Consider the following 24,933-nt stretch of genomic DNA (forward strand, 5'->3'; position numbering starts at 1 on the left):
AATAAGTGATCACTTGTCAAGACTTTTCTTCGTTTTTTCTTACTTGTCCTGAGAAAAAATGATTTCTCTCTCAAGCGACAATTACTATATTATCACAAGCTTTCATCGCTGTCAAGAAGTTTCTTTAAAAAACACAAATCTCTTCTCTCTCATCAAGCACAACTACTATTATAGTGTATAAATTAAAGTTTGTCAAGATAAAATTAGAAGTTAACTGCAAAAAAATCTCTCTCTCAAACGACATTCATTATATTAACATCTTTATAGAAACCTGTCAACAGTGAATTTTAAACTAACAATAAGAAAATAACAAGTAATCAGTAATATATAATATAAAAGCACTAGGGCCAACATCCATACCAGTCAGCTCTAGTGCTATTGATATCTATGATTTAATTAATCCTCCCCCTACAACTAAATCTCCATCATAAAAGACTACTGATTGTCCAGGAGTAATAGCTCTTTGTTCTTCTGCAAACACAACCCGGGCTTGGTTATTAGCTAAAGGATAAATAGTAGCTTCAGCTGCCGGTGCATTATATCTGATCTTAGCCTCAACTACCTGTGGCTCAGTTAATTTTGCTATAGAAATCCAATTTAATTCCTCAGCTACTAGTTCTCCTCTAAATACATCCTTATTATCACCAACAATTACAGCATTTCTATCTGGGTCTAACTCAACTACATACCACCGCTTATGAGTCTCTAAACCTAACCCTTTTCGCTGCCCAATTGTATAGAAAGGTAATCCATCATGCTCTCCTAATTTATTACCTTCTAAATCAAGTATAGGACCTGGCTCAATAATCTCAGGATAATTATCCGTTAAGAATCGTTGGTAATCATCATCAGGAATAAAACAGATCTCTTGACTATCAGGTTTATCATAAACCTTTAAATCATATTCCTTAGCTAACTTTCTGGTTTCTGTTTTTTCATAATCAGCCAACGGAAATAAAGTATGCTCTAACTGTTTTTGCGTCATATTATATAACATATATGTTTGATCTTTATCTTCATCACTAGCTTTCTTTAATAAATTTCGCTCTTCAGTCCGCTCTATTTCAGCATAGTGACCAGTAGCCATATAATAAGCCCCTAATTCTTTAGCTTTACGTAAGAAGGCTTCAAACTTAATTTCTTTATTACAGACTACACAAGGATTAGGAGTTCTAGCTTGAGCATACTCATCTTTAAAATCTTCAATTACTGTTGATTCAAATAACTCTTGAAAATTAACTACATAAAACGGAATATCCAATTGCGAGGCTACTCTACGTGCATCATTAACTGCTGATAAAGAACAACAACCACCCTCATTTTCCTCTGGCATCTCATCTGCTGGCCAAATCTGCATTGTAATCCCAATTACTTCATAGCCTTGTTCTTTTAATAGAGCAGCAGTCAAAGAACTGTCTACTCCACCACTCATTGCTACGACAACTTTATTTTTATCTAACATCTCAGTCACCCTTTATTTATTATTCGTGATGATGGTCCTCCTCATACTCTCGCTCAATACCTAAATAATCATCAATTGCTTTCTGTAATGCATCAGCTGCTAAATTAGAACAATGCATTTTCTGCGCAGGTAAGCCACCTAATGCTTCTGCAACTGCTTCATTACTTAATTCTCTAGCTTCTTCTAAGCTCTTACCTTTTACCAATTCAGTGGCCATACTACTTGTAGCTATAGCAGCTCCACAACCAAAAGTTTTAAATTTAATATCTTCAATTTGTTCATTATTAACTTTAATATACATCTTCATAATATCTCCACACTGGGGATTACCAACTTCTCCAACACCATCAGCATCCTCAAGTTCACCTACATTCCGCGGATCAGTAAAATGATCCATCACTTCATCTGAATAATCTTTCATCTCTATCACCCCTCTATTATTCTTTAATTTCTTGATTATATATAGGAGACATAGCTCTTAAATCAGCAACTACTTTTGGCAAAGTCTCTAACACTTCATCGACTTCTTCTTCCGTATTATACTTACCTAGTGACAAACGTAAAGAACCATGAGCAACTTCATGAGATAACCCCATAGCTAATAAAACATGAGAAGGATCTAAAGAACCAGAAGTACAAGCCGAACCACTAGAAGCAGCTATTCCTTCTAGATCTAATCTCATTAAAATTGATTCCCCTTCAATATACTGAATACTAAAGTTAACATTATTCGGTAATCGTTGTGTTCGATGTCCATTTAACTTAACGTAATCAATTCTTTCTTCAATTCCTGTAATTAATTTATCCCGCAATGCAATTAATTTATCTTGTTTTTCCTCTAATTCCTCTTTAGCTAATTCTGCTGCTTTACCTATTCCTACAATCCCATGCACATTTTCAGTAGTAGCTCTTCTATTTCTTTCTTGCGCCCCACCATGTAAAAACTTATTAATTTTAGTCCCCTGTCTAATATATAAAGCACCAATTCCTTTTGGACCATAAAATTTATGCCCCGATAAAGAAAGTAAATCCACATTTAAATCATTAACATCTACCGGTATATTCCCCACTGCCTGTACAGCATCTGCATGGAAAGTAACATCTTCTTGTTTAGCTATTGCTCCAATTTCTGAAATAGGTTGGATAGTCCCCATTTCATTATTAGCTAACATAATAGTAATTAAGATTGTATCTTCTCTAATAGCATCTTTAACATCTTGAGGATCAACCAGTCCCTCTTCATCAACTGGTAAGTAAGTAACTTCAAATCCCCTCTCTTCTTCTAAGTATTCACAGGCATGTAATACAGCATGATGCTCAATAGAAGAAGTGATAATATGTTTGCCTGTATCAGACAGGGTTTCAGCTACTCCTTTAATAGCATAATTATCCGCTTCAGTCCCTCCACTAGTAAAAATCACTTCTTTAGATTTATCAGCTCCAATTAAATCTGCCACAGAATCTCTAGCTTCTGTAATAGCATTTCTAGCTTCTCGACCAAAGGAATGGAAACTAGAAGGATTCCCATACATTTTTCCAAAATAAGGCTCCATTGCTTCTAAAACACTCGGGTCTGTCTTAGTAGTAGCAGCATTATCCATATATATTCTTGGCACTTTTAGTCCCCCTTACTTGTTAGTTTTCCAATTTGTACATTAGTTAAATATGATACATATATCCATGTTGTTTGCCTTCTTGTTTAGCATTAATAGCTTCCTGACGCAAATTCTCTAGAGTAATAGAATCCAATACTTCATCAATATTATCTTTTACTTGCTGCCAGATGAAACTTATTACACATTCATCACTCTTATCACATTCATCATCTATATCTTCAGAAACACAATCAGTGAGAGCTATTGGCCCTTCTAAAACTCTAATAATATCTCCAATTGTTATCTCTTCAGCTTCTCTAGCTAACATATAACCACCATGAGCTCCCCGAACACTATTGACTAACCCTTCATTTCTTAGAGTAGCAACTAGTTGTTCTAAATAATTTTCAGAAATACCTTGTCTTTCTGCTATACTACGCAACGGTATAGGACCATCTCCTTGGTGGAGAGCTAAATCAAACATTGCTCGGACACCATAACGTCCTTTAGTTGATAGCTTCATTCTTAGTCCCCCTTTAATCCCTACCTTTACAGTTGGAATTTGTAAGTTAATTCTACCATACTACTTGGGATTTGTCAATTCAAATTTATTATTTTCCTCACTTTAATCAAGTATTCACCAATAACTACTTAAATACATTCCCTTGTTTATTAAATTCAGCCTGTCCTCTAGTAGCATCTGTAATTCTATCTTTAAAGTTAGCTACAAAACTCGGTTGTAATAAAGCTGTAATTTTAGCTCCTTGGTTAGTATAACTGGTATCTCTAACTTGACCTTGGTGTCCTTCCAAATCATTGATCACTTGGCCCATTTGATCATAAGGCACAGAAATCATTAACTTTATGTACCTAGTTCGTTTTACCTTCCCCGCTTCTTTAATTGCTTCTCTTACACAGCCACCATAAGCTCTAATTAAACCTCCGACTCCATGCTTAACTCCACCAAAATAACGAGTAATTACCACAGCTACATTAGTAACCTCTGCTCCTTCTAAAGCCTGTAACGCAGGCGGACCAGAAGAACCACTAGGCTCACCATCATCACTACATCTAGTAACTGCTTTATCTCCTAAACCAATTTTAAAAGCAAAAACATTATGAGTAGCATCAGCAAATTCCTCTGAAATCTGTTCAATAAATTCTTCAGCCTCTTTAACAGTATTAACATTCTTGATTGAAGTTATAAATTTACACTTTTTGATTTTAGTCTGAACTCTTCTAGCTTGCTTTATTGTCTGATAACTATCTGTCATCTTAAAACCACCTTACTCTATATTAACAATTAAGCAATATTGATATATTGTGTCACTTATGGTGACACAGTCGTCAGTCGTGTGCTGTGTGCGGATGCTTTTCATCACGAAAAGTTTCTGTGAAACTTGTAGGGTCAGCCAATTCAAAACCTTTAAATTCAAAATCTAATTCCTCAAGATTACTATGTTTTAAGAGTTTAAACTAGGTCTATGGTTTTGAATTTGAATTAGCTCACGACACACAGCAGACGACAGATAACTGTGGCACGAAAGTGCCACTTTATATCAATAGTCCTTAATCTAATTGCTCTAAAAAATTCTTAATTCTTTCTTCATAACCATTAGTAGTTGGTTCATAAAACTTACTTCCTACTAGCTCATCAGGTAGATACTGCTGAGAAATATAATTATTTTCATAATCATGTGGATACTGATATCCGTGACCATGACCTAAATTCTGGGCACCACTATAGTGATTATCTTTTAAATGTTGAGGAACTCCAGAAGTACTCTCTCCTTCTACTATCTTCATTGCTTGATCAATTCCTTTAATAGCTGCATTACTTTTGTTAACACTAGAAATATAAATAGCTGCTTGGGCCAACGGGATCCGCGCTTCAGGTAACCCTACATACTCAACTGCTCTAGCTGCTGAAACAGCTAACATTAAAGCATGTGGATTAGCATTACCTACATCTTCAGCAGCATGAACAATCATCCGGCGAGCTATAAACATTGGATCTTCTCCAGCTTTAATCATCTTAGCTAACCAATACAAAGCAGCATCAGGATCTGAGCCTCGTAAACTCTTAACAAAAGCAGAAATAACATTATAATGTTGATCTCCTGTCTGATCATAATTAATTGCTTTCTGTTGGATTGATTCTTCTGCTACCTCTAGAGTAATCTCCTTTCTTCCGGCTTCTGTCTCTGGAGTTGTCAACACAGCCAATTCCAAAGCATTTAAAGCTTGCCTAGCATCTCCATTAGCTACTGTAGCTAAATGATCTATAGCTTCTGAGGTGATATCCACTTGATATCTACCTAATCCTCTCTCCTTATCAGCTAAGGCCTGTTGTAAAATCTTAATGATATCTTCTTTAGTTAATGCCTGTAATTGAAAAATTCGAGACCGAGAAACTAGGGGCGAGTTAACCTCAAAGTACGGATTTTCAGTTGTAGCTCCAATTAAGATCACAGTTCCTTCTTCTACTGCTGGTAATAAAGCATCCTGTTGAGTCTTATTAAATCTATGAATTTCATCTATAAATAAAACTGTATCTGTCCCATACATCCCTCTTCTCTCTTGAGCCCGATTAATTACTTCTCGCAAATCCTGAATGCCAGAAGTTACAGCATTTAAACTTTCAAACTCTGCTGCAGTAGTATTAGCAATAATCCTAGCTAACGTAGTCTTACCTGTACCTGGTGGACCATAAAAGATAACCGATTGTAAACGATCAGCTTCAATAGCCCGTCGTAGTAAACATCCTTCTCCTATTATCTCCTCTTGCCCGATAAATTCAGCTAAAGTCCTAGGTCTCATTCTAGCTGCTAATGGCTGATCATTATTATTTTTAGTAGCTTGTTGACTAAATAAATCCATCATTTCACCTCCATCTAAAATGAAAACGCCAGGTTAACTAACCCTGACGTCTAACCCTATAAGAATATCTTCTCTAACATGATTGCTACTCCAGCTTGATCATTATCCTTAGCTACTTTATCTGCCGCTTCTTTTACTTCAGCAGGTGCATTAGTCATTGCTACACCACAACCTGCTAATTCTATCATTGTTACATCATTATAATTATTCCCAAAACTAATCACTTCTTGTGGACTAATCTGATATTGATCTAATAAATCAGCTACTACCTGATTTATTAGATCACTAGCAATATTAAATAAGACATTAATCAAATCCTTATCTAGTGTCTTAGCTAAATCACCAACTGCTTTAGGCATCACTTTTTCTTCTTTAATATGTACATCAGCTTTCTCAGTTATCTCCTCTACACAAATACAATCAGGAAAATAAAAGCTAATATGTAATTCCTTATCTTGGGCGTGCTCCAATAACCTGTTAGCTATCTCGGGAGCAATAAATTTCTGAGCAATCATCTCCTGATTAGGTTTCTTTACCAAAACCCCGTTATTAGAAATTAAAGGAGTCATTAAATCAAGCTCAATAGCAAATTTAAGCATTGATTGATAAGAGCGACCACTAGCTAAAATAATTCTTAACCCCTTTATTCTATCTAGTTAATTATGAACTTTTCTAAAGCATCAGCAACGCCACATTCTTGATTGCTTGTAGTCACAAAATCAGCCTGATCCTTAACTTCTTCTGGAGCATTCTCCATTGCTACTGCCAATCCTGCTGTTTCAAACATTGCTACATCATTATGATTATTACCAATCGCTATTACCTCTTGCGAAGATAAATTCATCTGCTCCATCAAATATTCTAAAGCTTGCCCTTTAGAAACTTTTAAATTCATTGCTTCTACATAATGATCATCTGAACGAGTAATATATAACTTATCTTGATATTTCTTAGATAATTCACTAAAAGCTGTAGTAATCTCAGCTGGCTGATCATAATAAATAATCTTTACTGGCGCTGTTTCTAATTCTAAATCACAATCAAATATTATTGGTTCAACTCCTTCTAATTCCTGATGACCAGCAGCCATTTCTTGATCACAGGTATAAATTTCATCTTCAAAATAGAGACTAACTCCATAATCATTAGCCAGCCCGTAATCTAAAACTTCCTGGGCCAAATCTAGAGGTAGCTGTACTTTGTGATACACTTTATCAGTTATTGAACACTTTACTATAGAACCATTAGCTGTAATCAAAGGTAGATAAACTTCTAACTCATCAGTATAAGGATGAAGCGATTGATAAGGTCTGCCACTAGCTAAAACAAACTGCACTCCTTGATCAGCTAATCTAGCAATAACTTCTTTATTTCTAGGTGGTACTTGATTTTCGTTATTAAGTAATGTACCATCCATATCTATTGCTACTAACTTATAATTCATATTTTATCTCCTCCAAGTAGATTATATCACTATATTACTTCTAGTCTGTACTCTAAATTCCTGGCTAAAATTTTAACTTTTTAAGAACCCTCTAGCCATCACTTCTATAGGAGCTAAACCAAAAGGGAGGCGAATTAGCTCACCAGTCTCAATATCTAACTCACCACACTTAGGAATTGTCTCTTCCTTGGTACAAGCATTCTATCAAGCAAACTGAGCTTCTTGATAACGATTCATTAGCAAGCATTTTTTGCCATTAACTATTATTGATCACACCCTGCTCAGTAATTACTTTATCCACTGAGATATCATGAGCTTCAGTCTTGATCTCAGCTACTATTTGGATTGCAAAAGCTATAGCTAGCTTAGGGGGATTACCTACAGCAGCAAATAACCTATCATAGTAGCCGCCTCCATAGCCTAACCGATTTCCCTGTTTGTCAAAACCACTACCAGGTACAACAAGTAAATCCATTGTTTGGGGCTTAACCAATCTACGGTATTGAGCCTTAGGTTCTAAAATACCATAAGTTCCTGGCTCTAATTCCTGCTCATAATCTGTCAGCAACGACAACTGTAAAGTCTTTTCCTCTGAATTGGTTATCGGCACTACTATCTCTTTTCCTAATTCTAAAGCTTGTTCAATCATTGCTTTCGTTGCCACTTCACTACGAAAAGCAACATAAAACATAATCCGACTAGCCTCTTTAAATTCTGGTTGAGCAAATAGATATTTTTTTATTTGTCTACTCTTTTCTGCTCTGGCCCGGGGGCTTAAATTATCCCTTCTAGCTAGTAATTTCTTCCTTTGTTTCACTTTAGTCATTGGCTATCTCCTTCCTACCATTCTAAACTAAATAAGGTCAGCCTTCAAAGGCTGACCTTATTATTTAATCTAACCACTGATTAACTAACTCTCGATTATTATCTACCCATTCTTGGACACCTTGTTGAGCATCATCACTTTTATTAATTACAGACATTAGTTCTCCTAAACTTTGGTCATCCATTTTCCATTTCTTAAGCGACTTAATAACTTCTGGATACTGCTTGGCAGAATCATTATTTGCTACTACAAAAGCATCTTCCGATTTACCATAAATATGGTTTGGATCTTTTAAATATTTTAAATCAAACTCTGCAAATACCCAGTGTGGATTCCATAAAGTTACTACTATTGGTTCTTTCTTCTGATAAGCTCGCTTTAAAGCGCTAGTCATTGCTGGTCCAGAACTAGCCATTAATTCATAATCAAGATCATACTCTTTAATTGCATCTTTAGTCATTCGCATCACACTAGCTCCAGCATCAGCTCCTACAATAGTAGGTTCTCCACTTTTCATAAATTTACCCTTATTGTTCTTCAGTTCTTCAATAGTATCTACATCTACATACTCAGGAACAACCAGTCCCATTCCTGTATTTTTAAACCAAGGACCATATTTCTTTAAATCATCTTTATATTTCTTCCAGTATGGAGCATCAATTTTAGGAAGCCAAACATCAAGGTAAAAATCTATACTCCCTTCTTCTAATCCAGCCCAGATGGGAGCTTTACGACCATTAAATATCTCTACATCATACCCCTGTTCCTCTAATAAAATCTTCCACATATTACAGATAGCTATATTTTCCGCCCAATTATTCATACCAATTTTAATCGTTCCCTTGTCAGTCTTAGATTTAGCATTATTCTTCTTAGTCCCTCCACAACCTACTAAAAGTAAAATACTACTAATAAGCAAAATCACCAATACCAATAACTTACTCTCCTTAGTCAATAATCTGGTACCTCCCTATTTTTTTCGTCCAACACTGCTAATGCATTATCACACAACCCTCTCTAATTGTCAAGGTATAAACTGTTTTAATATAGAAAAAGGCTAGCCTAAAGGCTAGCCTTTACTTACTACTCTAATTCTATTTCTTCTTCTATCTCAATTCCTAACTCATCAAGTTGTCTTTGCGATACATCTGATGGCGCATCAGTCAATGGAGAAGTGCCTTGCTGCGTTTTAGGGAAAGCAATTACATCGCGAATAGTATCTAATCCACCAAGTAACATAATTAATCTATCCAGTCCAAAAGCAATACCTCCATGCGGTGGAGTCCCGTACTCAAAAGCTTCTAGTAAAAATCCAAACTTTTCTTCCACTTCTGCCTCAGACATATTTAAAAGATTGAAAATTTTCTTTTGTAAGTCACTATTGTGGATTCTAATACTTCCTCCACCGATTTCAATTCCATTAAGGACTAAATCATAAGCTTGCGCTGTTACCTCTTCTGGCTTCTTTTCTAATAGCTCTACATCCTCAGGCTGCGGATTAGTAAATGGATGATGTAAGGAGACATAGCGCCCCTGTTCCTCATCCCATTCTACTAGTGGGAAATCAGTTACCCACAAGAAGTTAAATTCATCTTCTGGAATCAGATCTAATTCTTCACCTAATTTTAATCTTAAGTTACCTAAAGAAGCTGCAACTACTTCAGGAGTATCAGCTACGAATAATAATAAATCACCTGGCTGAGCTTCCATTTTATCTACGATATCTGTAATCTCCTCTTCAGATAAGAATTTAGCAATCTGAGAGTCAACTCCTTCTTCAGTTACTTTAATCCAAGCTAATCCCTTAGCACCATAAACTCCTACAAAATCAGTCAAATCATCTATCTCTCCGCGAGAAAAACCAGCACATCCGGAAGCATTGATCCCTTTTACTTGGCCACCATCAGCAACGGTACCGCTAAAGACATTAAACTCACTATCAGCTACAATATCAGAAATATCTATTAATTCCATCCCAAATCGTGTATCAGGCCGATCTGTACCATAACGATCCATAGCTTCTTGATAACTCATCTGCGGAAATTCAGTCGGTTCTTCTAACTCTGCTACTGCAAAAACCTCTTGAATCATACCTTCTACTAACTCCATAATCTCATCTTGTTTCATAAAGGACATTTCCATGTCAATCTGAGTAAATTCAGGCTGACGATCAGCTCGTAAATCCTCATCTCTAAAGCAACGCGCAATCTGGAAATAACGCTCCATCCCCGAAGCCATTAGCAATTGCTTAAATAATTGCGGTGACTGAGGTAGAGCAAAAAATTGGCCTTGATTAGTTCTACTAGGTACTAAAAAGTCTCTAGCACCTTCCGGAGTACTCTTAGTTAAAATAGGAGTTTCAATTTCTAAAAATTTCTCTTCATCTAAGTAATCTCTAACTGCCTTCTTTACTTTATGACGCAGAACAATATTATCCTGCATTGATTTTCTACGCAGATCCAAATATCTATGTTTTAATCGTAATTCTTCTCCCACTTTTATATCATCTTCAATCATAAATGGGGGAGTAGCAGCTTCATCTAGCACCTCTAAGCTAGAAGCTTGCACCTCTATTTCTCCAGTAGCTAACTCATCGTTAATCATTCCCTCTGGTCTAGCTTTTACTTCACCAGTTATAGCAACTACATATTCTTTTCTTAAATCATTAGCCCGAGAAAATACTTCCTGGTTACCTTCTGGATTGAATACTACCTGAACTAGTCCAAATCTATCTCTTAAATCAACAAAAATAACACCACCATGGTCTCGTCTTCGCTGTACCCAACCGGTAAGAGTGACTTCTTCTCCAACTTGTTTTTTATTTAATTGACCACACAAGTGGCTTCTAGTTATTCCTTTCATTATTGCTTCCCTCCTATGCTATTGTATAAGTTCCTCCATCTTAGTAACTAAATTACCTAATGCAACCTCTTCTTGATCTCCTGTCTCCATATTCTTAATAGTCGCTACTCCAGACTCTAATTCATTACCACCTAAAATAATGCTGTATTGAGCATTATTACGATCAGCATGTTTCATCTGTCCACTTACACTACGATCTAAATAATCCATCTCTACCCTTAAACCAGCTTGGCGTAATTTATAAAGATAAGCAAAGGCTTCCTGTTTAGCCTCTTCTCCAATTGTAGTAATAAATAAATCAATCCCTGTATCAATTGGTAGTTCAATTCCTTGCTCTTCTAGAGTTAGTAAAACCCGCTCCATTCCCATAGCAAAACCAACTCCAGGAATATCACGATCTCCTACTTCTTGGGCTAAACCATCATAACGGCCACCGCCAAAGACAGTATCCTGAGCTCCTAAACCTTTATAAATAACTTCAAAAGCTGTTTTAGTATAATAATCAAGTCCTCTCACTAATGTAGCATCTAAAGCATAATCAATATCTAATAAATCCAAATACTCCTGAACACTAGTAAAGTGTTCTGCACAGCTAGTACATAACTCTTCATATAATTTAGGAACATCTGTCATAAACTCTTTATCTCTATCTTCCTTACAATCTAAAATACGCAAGGGATTGCGTTCATAGCGATCTTGACAATCAGAACACAATTGATCTAAGTAGGGCTCAAAATAATTTAATAATTTTTCTCTATATTCAGCTCTACAATCAGGACATCCAACACTATTTAAATGAACTTCTAAGTTATCAAGTCCTAACTTTTTAATAATCTGCATTCCTAAGGCCATAATCTCAGCATCAACAGCTGGATCATCAGTTCCTAGCACTTCAACCCCTAACTGATGGAACTGTCTGTAACGTCCGGATTGTGGTCTTTCATAACGAAACATAGGTCCCATATAATAGTATTTCGTAGGTTGGGCTTGGCCATAAATCTTATTTTCTAAAAAAGAACGCATTACTGAAGCAGTACCTTCTGGTCTTAAAGTTAAACTTCTATCTCCTTTATCCTGGAAAGTATACATTTCTTTCTCCACAATATCAGTGGCTTCCCCAATTCCTCGTTGGAATAAAGCAGTTGTTTCAAAAATAGGTGTTCTAATCTCTTGATAATTATATGTACTAAATACTTCTTGAGCAATATTCTCAAGATACTGCCAATTGGCAGTATCTTGAGGTAAAATATCATTAGTTCCTCTAGCAGCTTGATACTTCATTTCCATCCTCCTTATTGCAAATTAATAATTATTTACTGCTGATTTTGTTGTTGTTGCTTAATTTGTTGTTGCTTTTTCTTTTGCTGTTGTTGTTTTTTCTTCTGAAGCTCCTGTACTTTTTTCTTCTCCTGCTTAGCTTTTTCAGTTAATCCCATCTTTTGATAGATAGTATATAATCTATAATGGGCCATTAAGTTATCGCCGGATAATTCAGAGAATTTATCATATTGTTCTAAAGCTTTATCTTTTTTATCTAACTTGCGATATAAATTAGCTAAATTAAAGTGTAATTGAGCATCACTTTCTTCTTTAGCAAGAGCTGTTTCATACACATCAATTGCTTTTTCAGGTTGATCTGTTTTCTGGTACAAACCAGCTAAGTTTTTGTGGAAAGTTACTTGCTTAGGATACTTCTCCATTGCTGTTTTATATGTCTCAATTGCCTGATCAGTCTTGTCTTGCTTTTGATAGGCTTGAGCTAAATTATTATACAAATAAGAAGCACTTTCCTGTTTGTTCTCTAATGCAGCTTTGTAACCAGAGATCGCCTGTTGATAATTTTTGTCTTGATAAGCTTTATAAGCTTTAATCTCCTGTTCATGAATTGTAATCTCAGCTTCTTCTTTAGCATCCTCTAACCAGTTACTAAAGACTTTCTTTTGTTTCTTCTGTAATAATTTCTGCTTGATATCTTTCTTTTTCTTTTCGAATTCTTCTCCTTCAGCTTCTTGTTTATCTGTTACCTTAATTAAGTGATAACCAGACTTGGTCTTAACTGGTTCACTAACTTCTCCTACTTCTAGAGAAAATGCTTTTTCTTCAAAACTAGGTAGCATTTTACCACGTCCAAAGCTACCTAACTGGCCTCCTTTATCAGCTGACGGTCCTTCAGAGTACTCTTTAGCTAATTGAGCAAAATCTTGTCCTTCTTTAACTTTAGCTAATACCTTTTCAGCTTTTGCTTTTGCTTCTTCAGCAGTCTGATTATTATTGGTTTTGAATAAAATATGACTAGCTGTTATTTTTTCGTACTGTTCTTTGATCTCAGATTCAGATACTTCCACATCACCAGTGATCTTATTCTGTAATTTTCGTAAAGCTAATACTTCTTTAACTCTCCCTTTAACTCTTTCTTTAAAGTCAGCTAAACTACGTCCTCTCTTCTTCAATAACTTATCTAGCTCTTCTTCGGAAGAAACAGAAGCTTGTTGCATCATTTGTTCAATATAATTATCTAATTCTGTTTGAACCTCTTCATCAGTAATTCGTTCCTTAAATCCTTCCTCTGCTGCTCGTTGATTTAATAATTCACGTTCAACTGCTCCCTTTAACACTCTAGACTTAAGTGGCAAAATTCTATCAGCAGAAACCTGACCTTGTGATCGTTGATACTGTTGCATAACTTGACTTAGTTGAGAATTAAATTCTTGATAATTAATATCTTCTCCATTCACAGTAGCAACCGGTCTATTAGAAGCTTTAGCTTGATTAGCCTGTTGATTACCGCTTGTATTCAAATAAACTAATGCACTACCAGCTACAAAAAGAACTGCAACTATAGCTGCTATAATTTTAGTATTTCTCCTAAAAAAGTTTAACATATTAATTTTGCCTCCCTTTAGGGTTTAAATTAACTCAACTTTGCACACTGCTACCTAATATTGTAACTTATCTTATTAGAGATGTCAATTTCTCTATTTTTCTATTAGTTCTAGTTTTTACTTCTGCAATATACTGAGCAGGAAACTTAGGATTGATCTCTCTTTCCAAGGACCAATCCTCAGGATCAATTAATTTAGTAAATGCTCCCCCACCTAAACCAATTACTGTCTGCCTTTCTTCCATCATCAAAATATTATAAATAGATTCTAAACCAGGTTGAGCATAACCTATATTCTCTAGATTACCTACCGTATTCTTTTGCCGGTACATATAATAAGGTTCTAAACCTAACTCCCGGGCCAACTTTTTCGTAGCTGTTAACATCTCTGTAACCTCTTGACCACTAGGAAGCTCGACTTGATCATCTAAGCGTGCTGCCCGCTTGACAGCTAAAGTATGAACAGTTAAACTAGCAGGAGCTAACTTTTTAATAGCAGCTAACGTAGCTTCTACATCAGCCACCTGCTCGCCTGGTAGACCTATAATCAAATCCATATTGATATTATCAAATCCAAGTTCTCTAGCTAAATAAAAACTATCTCTAACTTGCTTGGTTGTATGTTGACGCTCAATCCGATCCAGAGTAGCTTGGTTCATAGTCTGCGGATTAATGCTAATTCTATCCACTCCTGCTTGCTGAAAAGTCTGGAGTTTATCCGCAGTAATCGTATCGGGACGCCCAGCTTCTATAGTAAATTCCCTTAAATCAGCCAGAGGAAATTCCTTTTTTAACTGCGAAATTATGCTCTTTAACTGCTTAGCTGATAAGATAGTTGGTGTCCCCCCACCAAAATAAAGTGTATCAACAGTTAAACCCAACTCAACTACTTTCCGGCCTAATTCTTTTATTTCATACTCCAAAGTGGATAAAAAATCAGCTAGATATTCTTCGTGAGATGTAAGCGGATAAGAGGCAAAAGAACAGTAAGCACATCGTGTCGGACAAAAAGGAATTCCTACATAAAGACTAATTTTTTCTGTAGCCTCTTGAGGAGTGGGCAAATACTTCCGCTCTTTAGCAACTATAGTCAATAGTAGCTCTCTTTTTTTCGGGGCCAACCCATAGACATCAGCTAACAGATGATCTATTTGGGACTGACTAAATCCTCTATCCCAGAGTGAATGAACAAGTTTAGTAGGTCGAACCCCAATTAAAATCCCCCAAGGACTCAAAGGTTGCTCTAAATAATCAGCTAGTAGACGATAGATACTTAATTTAACTCTGTTCCTACATCTCTTACTAACATCATGTTCATTATACTCATTAGCTAAAATTTCCTGGTCTACTATTTCTTCTCTATATTCTTCGTTCTCTACAATAGAACTAACTACTTTAATTCCTTCTGTAGTATTTAAAGTAGTTTTAACTTGTAAGGTAAAATTATTACCTTCTGTAATGCGAGCTATTTCTAACTCGGGTAGCAAGACATTAAGCATTCCTTTAACTGCTCCATAATATTTCTCTGGTAGATCAAGTCCTACTTGCATATTTTCAATCCTTTCTAAAGATAAGGATTACTTCTTTTAACCTTTTTTAAAGTAGAAGTTGGCCCGTGGCCTGGATATAATTTTAAATCTTCTGGCAACTTTGCTATCTTATCTAAAGATGTTTGCAAATCCTCTAAAGCTCCATGAGGCAAATCAGTTCTACCTACTCCCTGACTAAAGATAGTATCACCACTGAATAATTCTTGGTCAGTCTTTAGGCAGATACCACCAGGAGTATGTCCTGGAGTATAGATCACTTCTAAAGTCAGAGCACCACACTTAATCTTATCTCCTGCCGTAAGTAATCTATCTGCTGGAGGAGAAACCACCTCTTCTCTAGGGTCACCTAGAGAAGATGATAAATTCAAATCAGAATCCTGTAAAAAGTTACTATCAGTCTCATGGATCAGTAATTGCGCTCCAGTAGCAGCTAATAATTCTTCATTAGCTGCTATATGATCAGCGTGACCATGGGTATTCACTACATACTCCACCTGACATCCTTGATCAGCAATTGCTGTTAGTATTTTGTCTGCTTCACTACCAGGATCAATCACTAAGGCTTGGTTAGTTTCTTCAGCAACTACTAGATAACAATTAACTTTTAGATTTCCGACTACTATTCTTTTTACTAACATTGGATATCCCTCACTTAATAAAACAGGTTAAATTCTTAAAATAAGTTCTATCTTGACTCTACAATAATTATTATAGACTATGTTTTTTACGAGAATATGACGAAACCAAATTAATTTGGATTAGCTCGTTGTGCTTTCAGCACTCCATCAATGCTCTCTAATTTATTGATTACATCCTTCATATGATCAAGGCTACTGATTTCAATTAATAAGTTAATATAAGCTATTTTTTCTTTAGTCGTTCTTGCATTAACTGAAGAAATATTGATTCCAGCATCAGAAATCACAGAAGTTAATTCATTTAATAAAGAATGCTCGTCTAAAGCTTTAATTTCCAGCTCTACATCATAGGAAGCTTTCTGATCCACCTGCCATCCTACACCGATAATTCTTTCTGGTTCATTATTTTTTAACTCTCTTAGATTATGACAATCAGTCCGATGAACTGAAACCCCTCGTCCTCTAGTAATATAGCCTATAATGTCATCTCCAGGCACTGGATTACAACACTTAGCTATTCTAACTAGTAAGCCTTCCATGCCTTTGACTTCTACCCCTTGATTATTAGAAGTATCTTTTACCTTTGGTTGCTGTAGCTTATCTAATTCTTCTTGGGGCGAAATATCTTCTGCTTCTGTTTGTTCTGGAGGACGTAATTTATCCACTATACTAGCTACTGAAAATTTATCATTTCCAATTTCAGCGTATAATCCCTTGATATTAGCTACACCTGAATCCTGAACAATCTCAGCTAACTTTTCCCGTTTAGTTTCTTCACTAAGACTTATCTGTTCTTTACTTAACTCTTTGTTTAGCTTTTCCTTGCCCTTAGCAATTGCTTTATCCTTCCGTTGGCTTCTGAACCATTTCTTAATTTTACTCTTAGCCCGAGAAGTCTGGACAAAATTAAGCCAATCTCGAGTAGGCCCGCTAGCACTAGAAGTTAAGATTTCAACAATGTCTCCATTCTCCAGACTATACTCCAAAGGAATCATCTTACTATTAACTTTAGCTCCGACACAATTATGCCCTACATCAGTGTGAATATGATAGGCAAAATCAACTGGGGTAGCCCCTTTAGGCAAGGGAATAACATCCCCTTGGGGAGTAAAGACAAATACCTCATCCTCAAATAACTCAATCTTTAAATTCTTCATAAATTCTTTATCATCTTTTAAATCTCGCTGCCACTCTAAAAGCTGACGTAACCAAGAAATCTTCTTTTCAAAGTCTTCATCAGCTGGACTCCCTTCTTTATAACGCCAGTGAGCAGCAATTCCATATTCAGCTATTCGGTGCATTTCCCAGGTTCTAATCTGGATCTCTAGTGGTTCTCCTTTAGGGCCAATTACTGTAGTATGTAGTGACTGGTACATATTAGATTTAGGCATGGCTATATAATCTTTAATTCTGCCAGGCATTGGATTCCAGATCTCATGTAAAATCCCTAATACTTGATAACATTCTTTGACTGTATCAACAATCACCCGCAAAGCTGTTAAGTCATAAATTTCAGAAAAGCTTTTCTCTTTATTAATCATCTTTTGATAGATACTATACAAATGCTTAGGTCGACCATAAATCTTCCCTGCAATATCAACTTCATCTAGGTTCTCTCTTAAGATAGCAATTGCTTTTTCAATATAAGCTTCTCTTTCGGCTCTATTTTTAGCTAATTTATTAGCTAATTCATGATACTTATCTGGTTCCAAATATCTAAAACTTAAGTCCTCTAATTCCCATTTTAACCGGGACATCCCTAAACGATGCGCTAAAGGAGCATAAATTTCAATTGTTTCATTAGCTTTTCGCTTTCGTTTTTCCTCACCAAGATAATTTAAAGTCCGCATATTATGTAACCGATCAGCTAGTTTAATTAACACCACTCTAATATCTTCAGCCATGGCCAAAAACATTTTCCGTAAACTAGCAGCTTGATGTTCTTCGCGGGTCTTAAAATCAATCTTATTTAATTTAGTAACTCCATTAACTAGTAATCTAATTTCAGATCCAAATCCCTCTTCAATCTCTTCAACTGTAATCGCTGTATCCTCGACCACATCATGTAATAAAGCTCCCGTAATAGAGACTACATCCAACTCTAACTCAGCTAAGATCTTAGCCACCTGTAAAGGATGGCTAACAAAAGCCTCACCAGAAAGCCTAGCTTGGCCCTGGTGAGCTTCTTTAGCTAGATAATATCCTTTTTTAATTAATTCTAAATCCGGCTGCTCAATATAAGTCTCTACCTCTCTTAAAATCTCATCTAATGACGCCATAATAATTATATTCCTCCACTACTTTGTAGGCTATTCCTTTAGCAAAGAAAAGACATCATAATCCTCTATCTGTTCTCTACCATTTAAAAATTCCAGTTCCATTAAGAAAGCAATTTCTACAATATTGCCTCCTAGTTCTTCAACTAATTCAGCAGTAGCACCAACAGTACCACCTGTAGCCAATAAATCATCAACGATTAAAACATTCTGCCCTTCATTAATTGAATCCCTATGTAATTCTAAAGTATTACTACCATATTCTAAATCATATTCTTTTCTCACTAAATCTCCTGGCAACTTACCTGGCTTCCGGACAGGTACAAATCCTTTATTCATCTCCAAAGCTAACGGTGCTCCAATTAAAAAGCCCCGGGCTTCAATCCCAATCACTAAATCTATTTCTTCCTCTTGATAGCGACTAGCAATCCTCTCAATCGCTTCCTGATAAGCATCTGCATCCTTTAATAGAGTAGTAATATCCTTAAACTCGACTCCATCCTCTGGAAAATCTGAAATAGTTCTAATTTTATCTGCTAAATTCATTATCTGTCTCCCCTTTCACTTCTAAATAGTTTGCAAAAAATCTCTGAACTCAATAAACGCCTTTCGTTCAGCAACGCATTCATTATAACGTACAGAGCTAGTCAAGTCTAGTTTCTTTTCCGGTCGTGGAGCTAAACTAATCTCTTTATTTAGCCCTTTACTTCTTGTTAGCAAGCCTAACTCAGCTAGAATACCTACCCCAGTCTGAATAGTGGTTACTGTAATTAGTTGTTGACTTCTAGTTTGTAACTTATCTACTAACTGGTTATTAGATATAGTAATCTTCTCTCTATCAGCTGTTAACTTAAATAAAAGTCGGTATAACTCCTGCAATAATTCCCGATTAGGTGCTATCGAGTTAATTAATTCTGCTTGCTGTTGTAAATCCTGTTGGTTATATAATAAATCCAGTTGAGAAGAAACTTGTTTATTCTGTAAATAACTAACCTGCTGGAGAAACTCCAGTCGGTTAAAACTAGGCTGATAAAGTACTATTCTCTCTAACTGCGACAGAGTAACTTGTGGTTTGAAAGCAGATGTAGCTACTAGACAGCTTAGTTGGCCCTGTTTAAATTGATTAATTAATTGTTTTTTATCTGCTAGGTCCAGATAAGAATTATAATAGGCCACTTGGTCTCTCAGGTGTGACTGACTAGCCCATAACCGAGAAGTTAATTCCACACTTTCTCGCTTATTAGCAACATAAATTAATATCTGTTGGTCTTGCTTCAGTAGATCATTTAAATAATCTATTTTTTCAGCTGCCAACAGACCTCGGTGGTCTATCACTTCAATATTATCCACCTTACTTGCTAAAGATAAACTTAGTTTTTGGGCTGGAGAAAAAAGATTACTTAACTTAACTATTTTATCCTGAGGACAATCAGCTAAAACTAAATTAGTAATCTTATTAATAAGTATTTGCTTATAAGCGCTAATAAATTCAGGTGTCGCCAGTAAAATATCAACTGCTCCTGACCTTAAAGCTGCTAACAATAGCTCTTCTTGTCTACAAGAGAGAGCACTATGGCCTCGATAAAGATTCACTTCTGGTAACTTCAGTTTAAGGTTCTGATATTCTTCTTCTACTAACTGCTTTCTAGGCCAAACTACTAGTGAAGTAGCCTCCTGATTAGCTCGAGTAACAGTCAGATCACGAAGTAAATTAAATCTTTCGTGCTCAGTATTTAATTTAACAGCAGTAACCTCTGTTTGCTTTTTAGCAACTATCATCTCTTCTACCTGAGATTTGTAATTCAACTCTCTAGTTATAAATAGCTTAACCTCAGCTGGGGACTGATTAATCCCACTAACAAAAGAGCGATATTTAACTCCTGCCTCCAAATAAGGCACTAGTTCTGCTGCTAGATCAACAGGCAACAGCCCTAATCGAACTTGTTTACTAGATAAAACAACAATTTCTTCTTTACCCTCCGGTAGCAAAAATACTTCTTCTCCTAAACTTAAATTAGTTACTTGGGCTGACTGAATCTCGGTTAAAGAGATATAAAACCAATCTAAAGTTGCCTCCTCTTTAGGTTCTCTAGCAGCCAAAATTTCCTCACTAACAGCCTGTAGTTTATCCGATAATTGCAAATTAGCTACTTTAATTTCTTTGACCTTAAGTTGTAAGTTAACTCTACCTTGCCATTCATTGCGATCTAAGTTAAATAATAAATCTATCTGCTGACCGACTAATTTATTTTTAAAATCAGCTTGATTAAAAGCAATCCCTTCTCTCTCTTGCTCACCAACTGCAAAAAATAATTTTAAGTGATTATTATCTTTACCTATTACCTGGAATCTATCAACTGTCAGATTATTAGCTTCTAAAACAGGCCGAGGATTGCAATAACCAAAAGGAGCCAACTGATTTAACTCTGCTAATAAAGCAAAAGATAAGTCCTTTAACTTAACTTGATAGTCAACTCTTTGTTTAGGAAGCAGATCTTTTTCTGTTAATACCTGGCGAGCATACTGATTAAGCTGTTTTCTTAACTGCGGAATCTGCTCTTTAGCAATTGTACAACCTGCTGCTTGCTTGTGTCCCCCAAAATCAACTAGTAACTCAGCAGACTCAGCTAAAGCAGTGTGGATGTTAAAATTAGTAATACTTCTGCAGGAACCCTGACCTACTTCTTCATCTAGAGCAATTAAAACTATCGGTCGATGATACTTTTCCTGCAGATCAGAAGCTACATTCCCAATTACCCCAGCATGCCAGTTAGGTGAGGCAAGAACTAAAACTAATTCTTCCTCTAAATCAAAGTCTTTAATTGCTTCTTCAGCTTCAGTAAGAATTCTAGCACTAATCTTTTGGCGCTTATTATTCAGCTCATTTAAATTACTAGCTAATTTCTTAGCTTGGTTATAATCAGCAGCTAATAACATCTCTACCGCCTGACTAGGTTTAGCTAACCTACCAGCAGCATTAATTCGCGGAGCTAATTGGAAAGCTATATTTCCCGCTTTAATTTTTCGTTCGCTATAACCAGCCACTTCCACCAAAGCTGCTAACCCTGGATTTTCTTGGCAGCTAAGTTGATTTAACTGTTCTAAACCATAACTAGTAATTATCCTATTTTCTCCCCGCAAAGGAACAATATCAGCTACTGTTCCTAAAGCAACTAAGGATAAATACTCAGTTAACAAGGGTAATTGCCCCTCTGACCTTAACTCTAAAGCTAAAGCTTGCGCTAACTTAAAAGCAACCCCGACTCCACATAAATCCTGATCAGGATAAGAACAATTATCTTGGTGAGGATTAATTATCGCTTCCGCTACAGGAGCCTCAGCAGCTGGGGTGTGATGATCAGTTACAATTACCTCTATCCCTTGCTGAGTAGCATACTCTATCTGCTGGTGAGCTTTAATTCCACAGTCAACCGTTATTATTAAATCCACTCCTTGCTGAGCTAATTGCGCTAAAGCTTCTTTGTTTAACCCATACCCTTCTGTTAACCGGTTAGGTATATAATAATCCACTTGAGCACCCAAACCAGTTAAATAATCAACTAGCAAACTAGTACTAGCAATCCCATCTACATCATAATCTCCATAGACTACTATCTGTTCTTCGGCCTGCAGAGCCTTACATATTCTAGTTACTGCCCTTTTCATCCCCGATAATAGATACGGATTATGTAAATCAGACAAATCAAACTTTAAAAATTGTTTTACTTTCTGAGAATCCCTAAACCCTCGTTTAGCTAAGATACAAGCTGTAATTCTACTAATATCTAACTTAGTACTTAATTCTGTTACCAATTTAGAATCAATTTCTTTCCTCTGCCAGATTATATCCTGTTGCACAGTCTCCAGCTCCTAATTTAGTAGTTTACTCACATTTTTTTATTGTATACTGTCAATTATTAATTGTCAACTATTAAAATCTACCGGATCGAAAAATAGAAATCACTAACCAGATTCCTAACACTCCAGCTATCAAATAACCAGAAATTCCAATTATTGGAAAGTTCAAGACGGTTGCGCCTTTATCTGTCAACATCATTAGTGAAGAAGCAATGACTAAAGCCGAAACAATTAGTGAAACAGATAAACGATTAGTTATAATATCTAATTTACAGATTAAATCATCTAACTTAGTATGTTCAATTTTAAATGTCAGACTACCATCTTTAAGCAAGTGCATAATTTGTTGTAAGTCATCAGGTAGATCAGTCATAACTTCTGTAATACTTCTTAGTTCTCTCGTCAACGACATAATTAATTCTTTCGGATGATAGCGTTTTTTAAATAATTTGTAGATAAAAGGTTTAGCTAAAGCTAAAATATTTAGCTCAGGTGCTAAATTAGAGACTACTCCTTCAACAGTCACTAGCGATTTAGTCAACAAAATAAATTCCGAAGGAAGTTTAATCTGATATTCAAAAGCCAGATCTAACATCCGATTGATAACTGGACCTAATTCAATCTCTTCTAAGGTAGCTCCGTAATAATCATCTATTAATTTATAAAAATCTCTCTGTAATTCTTGCCGATCAACTTCTTGCGTAACAGCTCCTAACTTTAATAATTCCTTAACTGCTCTTTCGGTATCCTTTTTAATCAAGGCAATAAATAAAGTAGCAATTGCCTCGCGATCAGGACGACTTAGCTGACCAACTAGTCCAAAATCAACTAAAGCTAATTTATTATCAACAGTAATAATCATATTCCCCGGATGTAAATCCCCATGAAAGAAACCATGAAGTAGGGTTTGTTTCATAAATGATTTAGTTATTCTCTCAGCTATTTCTTGCTTAACAGCTTTGTCTTCTAGATCACCAAGTTTACGACCAGCAATAAACTCCATTGTTAGGAGACGACGAGTTGTTAACTCCCAAACAGGAGCTGCTATCTTAATCTCTGCATCATCAGCCAAATTTTTGGCAAATTTATTAGCATTCCGGGCTTCAATTCTATAATCCAGTTCCTTAGTGATAAACTCAGAAAAATTATCAACTATCTCTATCGGACTAATAAAAGAATTACTAAATAATTGCTTCTCTAATACCTGGGCCAAATTAGCCATAATCTCCAAATCAGTCTCAATTACACTCTCAATCTCTTTTCTCTGTACCTTAATTACTACTTGTTCACCATTATTTAAAGTACCTTGGTGGACTTGACCAATTGAAGCAGAAGCTAAAGGTGTAGCTGATAGATGAGTAAAATACTGTTGACAATTCTCTCCTAATTCCTCTTCTAATATCTCAACCACCTGCTTAAACTCCATGGGGGGAACTTCTTCTTGTAACTTCTCTAACTCTTCTATATATCGGCGAGGTAATAAATCACGTCTAGTACTTAATAACTGGCCTAGTTTAACAAAAGCAGGACCTAATTCCTCTAACACCTTTCTTAATCTAATTGCTCGGGTATCCTTAGATGGTTGGGAAGAATCTAAAGTCTTAAATCTCTTCCGGAGGGGAACTAGATGATACAAATCCATTACTTCTACTAAATAACCAAAACCATGTTTGATCAATACTTCTACTATCTGACGATAACGCTTAATATGTCGGTAACTTCTGGTTAGTCCTCGTAACATTTACTCCACCATCCTAGAAAATTCTCGTCAATAACCAACTAATCATAACTAATGAAATTAACAAAGAAATAACAGAACCACTTAACTGGCCAACAATAGTGCCTAAACCTACCTTAACCGCCTGCTGTAATTTTTTACCGGTAATTAATTCAACTATAATCGCTCCTAATAACGGTCCGAAGATAATTCCTAACGGACCTAAGAAAATAACAGCTACTACAAAACCTCCCACTGCTCCTATCAAACCATACTTACTGCCTCCAAAATACTTAACTCCTACTAGACCAGATAAATATTCACTAAATTCAGCTAACAGACTCAACAATAACAAACCTACTACCAATTGCCATCCAATTACTTCTCCTCCAGCAATCAAACCATAAAATAAAGCCGATAAAACGATTAAAGGAGTGCCAGGAAGACCAGGCAATAAAGTTCCTAACACTCCAAAAATAGAAATGATTATAGCAATTACCTTAAGCATCATCAACTTCTATCCTCTGTTGGTCTGATTTATTTTCTACTTCTTTTTCCAAAGCTTTTACTTGTAACTCCAACTTGTTTACCTGTTCTTCTAACTCTTTAATTCGTTCTTCATCCTGTAAACTATCCTGTAGCTCAGATTTAATCTTCTCTTTTAATTTCTCCCGTTGCTTTCTAGCTCCAGTCATCATCTCATCAATAAAATTTTCTGCTTCTTCCCGATTCATCTTACCTTGTTCTACTAAATCATCCATAAGTTCTTTTAACTTATCTCTAGTTAAAAATAAAGCTCCTAAACCATTAACCATCAACTCACGAAATAAATTATTCATCAGCCCACCTCCAATAGGTTATATAACTAATATATCCAACTTCATTACTTATTATATCACACTATTTAACCATTCCCAATTAAATCTTATTCCATAAATTAAAAA

Annotated in this window: 21 protein-coding genes; all 21 read right to left on the minus strand. The window is 35.8% G+C overall.

Features of this window, described 5'->3' with window-relative positions; genetic code table 11:
- Positions 1-385 precede the first annotated feature (385 nt).
- The 21 genes from mnmA to ACYQ3D_RS07555 all read right to left on the minus strand — a co-directional run bounded on the left by mnmA (position 386) and on the right by ACYQ3D_RS07555 (position 24,828).
- The gene (gene mnmA / locus ACYQ3D_RS07455) at positions 386-1,462 is read right to left on the minus strand and encodes a tRNA 2-thiouridine(34) synthase MnmA (protein WP_459837487.1); all 1,077 of its coding nucleotides are present in this window, start codon (positions 1,460-1,462) and stop codon (positions 386-388) included.
- 19 nt (positions 1,463-1,481) lie between these two features.
- Entirely contained in the window at positions 1,482-1,883 is a 402-nt protein-coding gene (nifU, locus tag ACYQ3D_RS07460) for a Fe-S cluster assembly scaffold protein NifU (protein WP_459837489.1), read from the minus strand.
- 16 nt (positions 1,884-1,899) lie between these two features.
- Positions 1,900-3,063, minus strand: a complete 1,164-nt coding sequence (nifS, locus tag ACYQ3D_RS07465; RefSeq protein ID WP_459837674.1) for a cysteine desulfurase NifS — start codon at positions 3,061-3,063, stop codon at positions 1,900-1,902.
- A gap of 58 nt (positions 3,064-3,121) precedes the next feature.
- Positions 3,122-3,580, minus strand: coding sequence for an RrF2 family transcriptional regulator (locus ACYQ3D_RS07470; RefSeq protein WP_459837490.1), 459 nt, complete (start codon positions 3,578-3,580; stop codon positions 3,122-3,124).
- A 124-nt stretch (positions 3,581-3,704) separates the two neighbouring features.
- A complete protein-coding gene (locus ACYQ3D_RS07475) occupies positions 3,705-4,331 on the minus strand; it encodes a YigZ family protein (RefSeq protein WP_459837492.1) in 627 nt (208 codons plus the stop codon).
- Between the two features lie 295 nt (positions 4,332-4,626).
- A complete protein-coding gene (locus ACYQ3D_RS07480; RefSeq protein ID WP_459837493.1) occupies positions 4,627-5,937 on the minus strand; it encodes an AAA family ATPase in 1,311 nt (436 codons plus the stop codon).
- A 56-nt stretch (positions 5,938-5,993) separates the two neighbouring features.
- Positions 5,994-6,584, minus strand: coding sequence for an HAD hydrolase family protein (locus ACYQ3D_RS07485; protein ID WP_459837676.1), 591 nt, complete (start codon positions 6,582-6,584; stop codon positions 5,994-5,996).
- Positions 6,585-6,589: 5 nt separating this feature from the next.
- Positions 6,590-7,381 (minus strand): Cof-type HAD-IIB family hydrolase, encoded by a 792-nt coding sequence (locus ACYQ3D_RS07490; protein ID WP_459837494.1) that lies wholly within the window; start codon positions 7,379-7,381, stop codon positions 6,590-6,592.
- Between the two features lie 256 nt (positions 7,382-7,637).
- Positions 7,638-8,207 carry a 5-formyltetrahydrofolate cyclo-ligase gene (locus ACYQ3D_RS07495; protein ID WP_459837496.1) on the minus strand — a complete coding sequence of 190 codons (570 nt, stop codon included), beginning with the start codon at positions 8,205-8,207 and terminating at the stop codon, positions 7,638-7,640.
- A 64-nt stretch (positions 8,208-8,271) separates the two neighbouring features.
- Positions 8,272-9,162: a glycine betaine ABC transporter substrate-binding protein gene (locus ACYQ3D_RS07500; protein WP_459837499.1), complete on the minus strand. Its 891-nt coding sequence runs from the start codon at positions 9,160-9,162 to the stop codon at positions 8,272-8,274.
- Between the two features lie 128 nt (positions 9,163-9,290).
- Positions 9,291-11,069 carry an aspartate--tRNA ligase gene (gene aspS, locus ACYQ3D_RS07505; protein ID WP_459837502.1) on the minus strand — a complete coding sequence of 593 codons (1,779 nt, stop codon included), beginning with the start codon at positions 11,067-11,069 and terminating at the stop codon, positions 9,291-9,293.
- 18 nt (positions 11,070-11,087) lie between these two features.
- A complete protein-coding gene (gene hisS, locus ACYQ3D_RS07510) occupies positions 11,088-12,350 on the minus strand; it encodes a histidine--tRNA ligase (protein WP_459837504.1) in 1,263 nt (420 codons plus the stop codon).
- A gap of 32 nt (positions 12,351-12,382) precedes the next feature.
- A complete protein-coding gene (locus ACYQ3D_RS07515) occupies positions 12,383-13,951 on the minus strand; it encodes a peptidylprolyl isomerase (RefSeq protein WP_459837506.1) in 1,569 nt (522 codons plus the stop codon).
- Between the two features lie 67 nt (positions 13,952-14,018).
- Positions 14,019-15,500, minus strand: coding sequence for a coproporphyrinogen dehydrogenase HemZ (gene hemZ / locus ACYQ3D_RS07520; protein WP_459837507.1), 1,482 nt, complete (start codon positions 15,498-15,500; stop codon positions 14,019-14,021).
- A gap of 14 nt (positions 15,501-15,514) precedes the next feature.
- On the minus strand, positions 15,515-16,138 hold the full coding sequence (locus ACYQ3D_RS07525) for an MBL fold metallo-hydrolase (RefSeq protein ID WP_459837509.1): 624 nt from the start codon (positions 16,136-16,138) through the stop codon (positions 15,515-15,517).
- A gap of 110 nt (positions 16,139-16,248) precedes the next feature.
- Complete coding sequence (locus ACYQ3D_RS07530; RefSeq protein WP_459837511.1) at positions 16,249-18,417, minus strand: RelA/SpoT family protein; 2,169 nt, start codon at positions 18,415-18,417, stop codon at positions 16,249-16,251.
- A gap of 30 nt (positions 18,418-18,447) precedes the next feature.
- Complete coding sequence (locus ACYQ3D_RS07535) at positions 18,448-18,960, minus strand: adenine phosphoribosyltransferase (protein ID WP_459837512.1); 513 nt, start codon at positions 18,958-18,960, stop codon at positions 18,448-18,450.
- A 21-nt stretch (positions 18,961-18,981) separates the two neighbouring features.
- The gene (gene recJ / locus ACYQ3D_RS07540) at positions 18,982-22,272 is read right to left on the minus strand and encodes a single-stranded-DNA-specific exonuclease RecJ (RefSeq protein ID WP_459837513.1); all 3,291 of its coding nucleotides are present in this window, start codon (positions 22,270-22,272) and stop codon (positions 18,982-18,984) included.
- Positions 22,273-22,345: 73 nt separating this feature from the next.
- A complete protein-coding gene (locus ACYQ3D_RS07545; protein WP_459837516.1) occupies positions 22,346-24,013 on the minus strand; it encodes an ABC1 kinase family protein in 1,668 nt (555 codons plus the stop codon).
- A gap of 13 nt (positions 24,014-24,026) precedes the next feature.
- On the minus strand, positions 24,027-24,500 hold the full coding sequence (locus tag ACYQ3D_RS07550) for a DUF456 domain-containing protein (protein WP_459837518.1): 474 nt from the start codon (positions 24,498-24,500) through the stop codon (positions 24,027-24,029).
- Positions 24,490-24,828, minus strand: coding sequence for a phasin family protein (locus ACYQ3D_RS07555; RefSeq protein WP_459837519.1), 339 nt, complete (start codon positions 24,826-24,828; stop codon positions 24,490-24,492). Before ACYQ3D_RS07555 ends, ACYQ3D_RS07550 begins: the two co-directional genes overlap by 11 nt.
- Positions 24,829-24,933 lie beyond the last annotated feature (105 nt).

This window comes from Halanaerobaculum tunisiense (assembly GCF_054657635.1).

Bases quoted from the DNA above. Each gene is read 5' to 3' on its own strand.
- ACYQ3D_RS07555 (WP_459837519.1), bottom strand. From the start codon at position 24,828: ATGAATAATTTATTTCGTGAGTTGATGGTTAATGGTTTAGGAGCTTTA.
- ACYQ3D_RS07550 (WP_459837518.1), bottom strand. From the start codon at position 24,500: ATGATGCTTAAGGTAATTGCTATAATCATTTCTATTTTTGGAGTGTTA.
- ACYQ3D_RS07535 (WP_459837512.1), bottom strand. From the start codon at position 18,960: ATGAATTTAGCAGATAAAATTAGAACTATTTCAGATTTTCCAGAGGAT.
- nifS (WP_459837674.1), bottom strand. From the start codon at position 3,063: ATGGATAATGCTGCTACTACTAAGACAGACCCGAGTGTTTTAGAAGCA.
- ACYQ3D_RS07545 (WP_459837516.1), bottom strand. From the start codon at position 24,013: ATGTTACGAGGACTAACCAGAAGTTACCGACATATTAAGCGTTATCGT.
- aspS (WP_459837502.1), bottom strand. From the start codon at position 11,069: ATGAAAGGAATAACTAGAAGCCACTTGTGTGGTCAATTAAATAAAAAA.
- nifU (WP_459837489.1), bottom strand. From the start codon at position 1,883: ATGAAAGATTATTCAGATGAAGTGATGGATCATTTTACTGATCCGCGG.
- ACYQ3D_RS07480 (WP_459837493.1), bottom strand. From the start codon at position 5,937: ATGGATTTATTTAGTCAACAAGCTACTAAAAATAATAATGATCAGCCA.
- ACYQ3D_RS07530 (WP_459837511.1), bottom strand. From the start codon at position 18,417: ATGGCGTCATTAGATGAGATTTTAAGAGAGGTAGAGACTTATATTGAG.
- ACYQ3D_RS07525 (WP_459837509.1), bottom strand. From the start codon at position 16,138: ATGTTAGTAAAAAGAATAGTAGTCGGAAATCTAAAAGTTAATTGTTAT.
- hemZ (WP_459837507.1), bottom strand. From the start codon at position 15,500: ATGCAAGTAGGACTTGATCTACCAGAGAAATATTATGGAGCAGTTAAA.
- ACYQ3D_RS07495 (WP_459837496.1), bottom strand. From the start codon at position 8,207: ATGACTAAAGTGAAACAAAGGAAGAAATTACTAGCTAGAAGGGATAAT.
- ACYQ3D_RS07515 (WP_459837506.1), bottom strand. From the start codon at position 13,951: ATGTTAAACTTTTTTAGGAGAAATACTAAAATTATAGCAGCTATAGTT.
- ACYQ3D_RS07490 (WP_459837494.1), bottom strand. From the start codon at position 7,381: ATGAATTATAAGTTAGTAGCAATAGATATGGATGGTACATTACTTAAT.
- mnmA (WP_459837487.1), bottom strand. From the start codon at position 1,462: ATGTTAGATAAAAATAAAGTTGTCGTAGCAATGAGTGGTGGAGTAGAC.
- hisS (WP_459837504.1), bottom strand. From the start codon at position 12,350: ATGAAGTATCAAGCTGCTAGAGGAACTAATGATATTTTACCTCAAGAT.
- ACYQ3D_RS07475 (WP_459837492.1), bottom strand. From the start codon at position 4,331: ATGACAGATAGTTATCAGACAATAAAGCAAGCTAGAAGAGTTCAGACT.
- ACYQ3D_RS07470 (WP_459837490.1), bottom strand. From the start codon at position 3,580: ATGAAGCTATCAACTAAAGGACGTTATGGTGTCCGAGCAATGTTTGAT.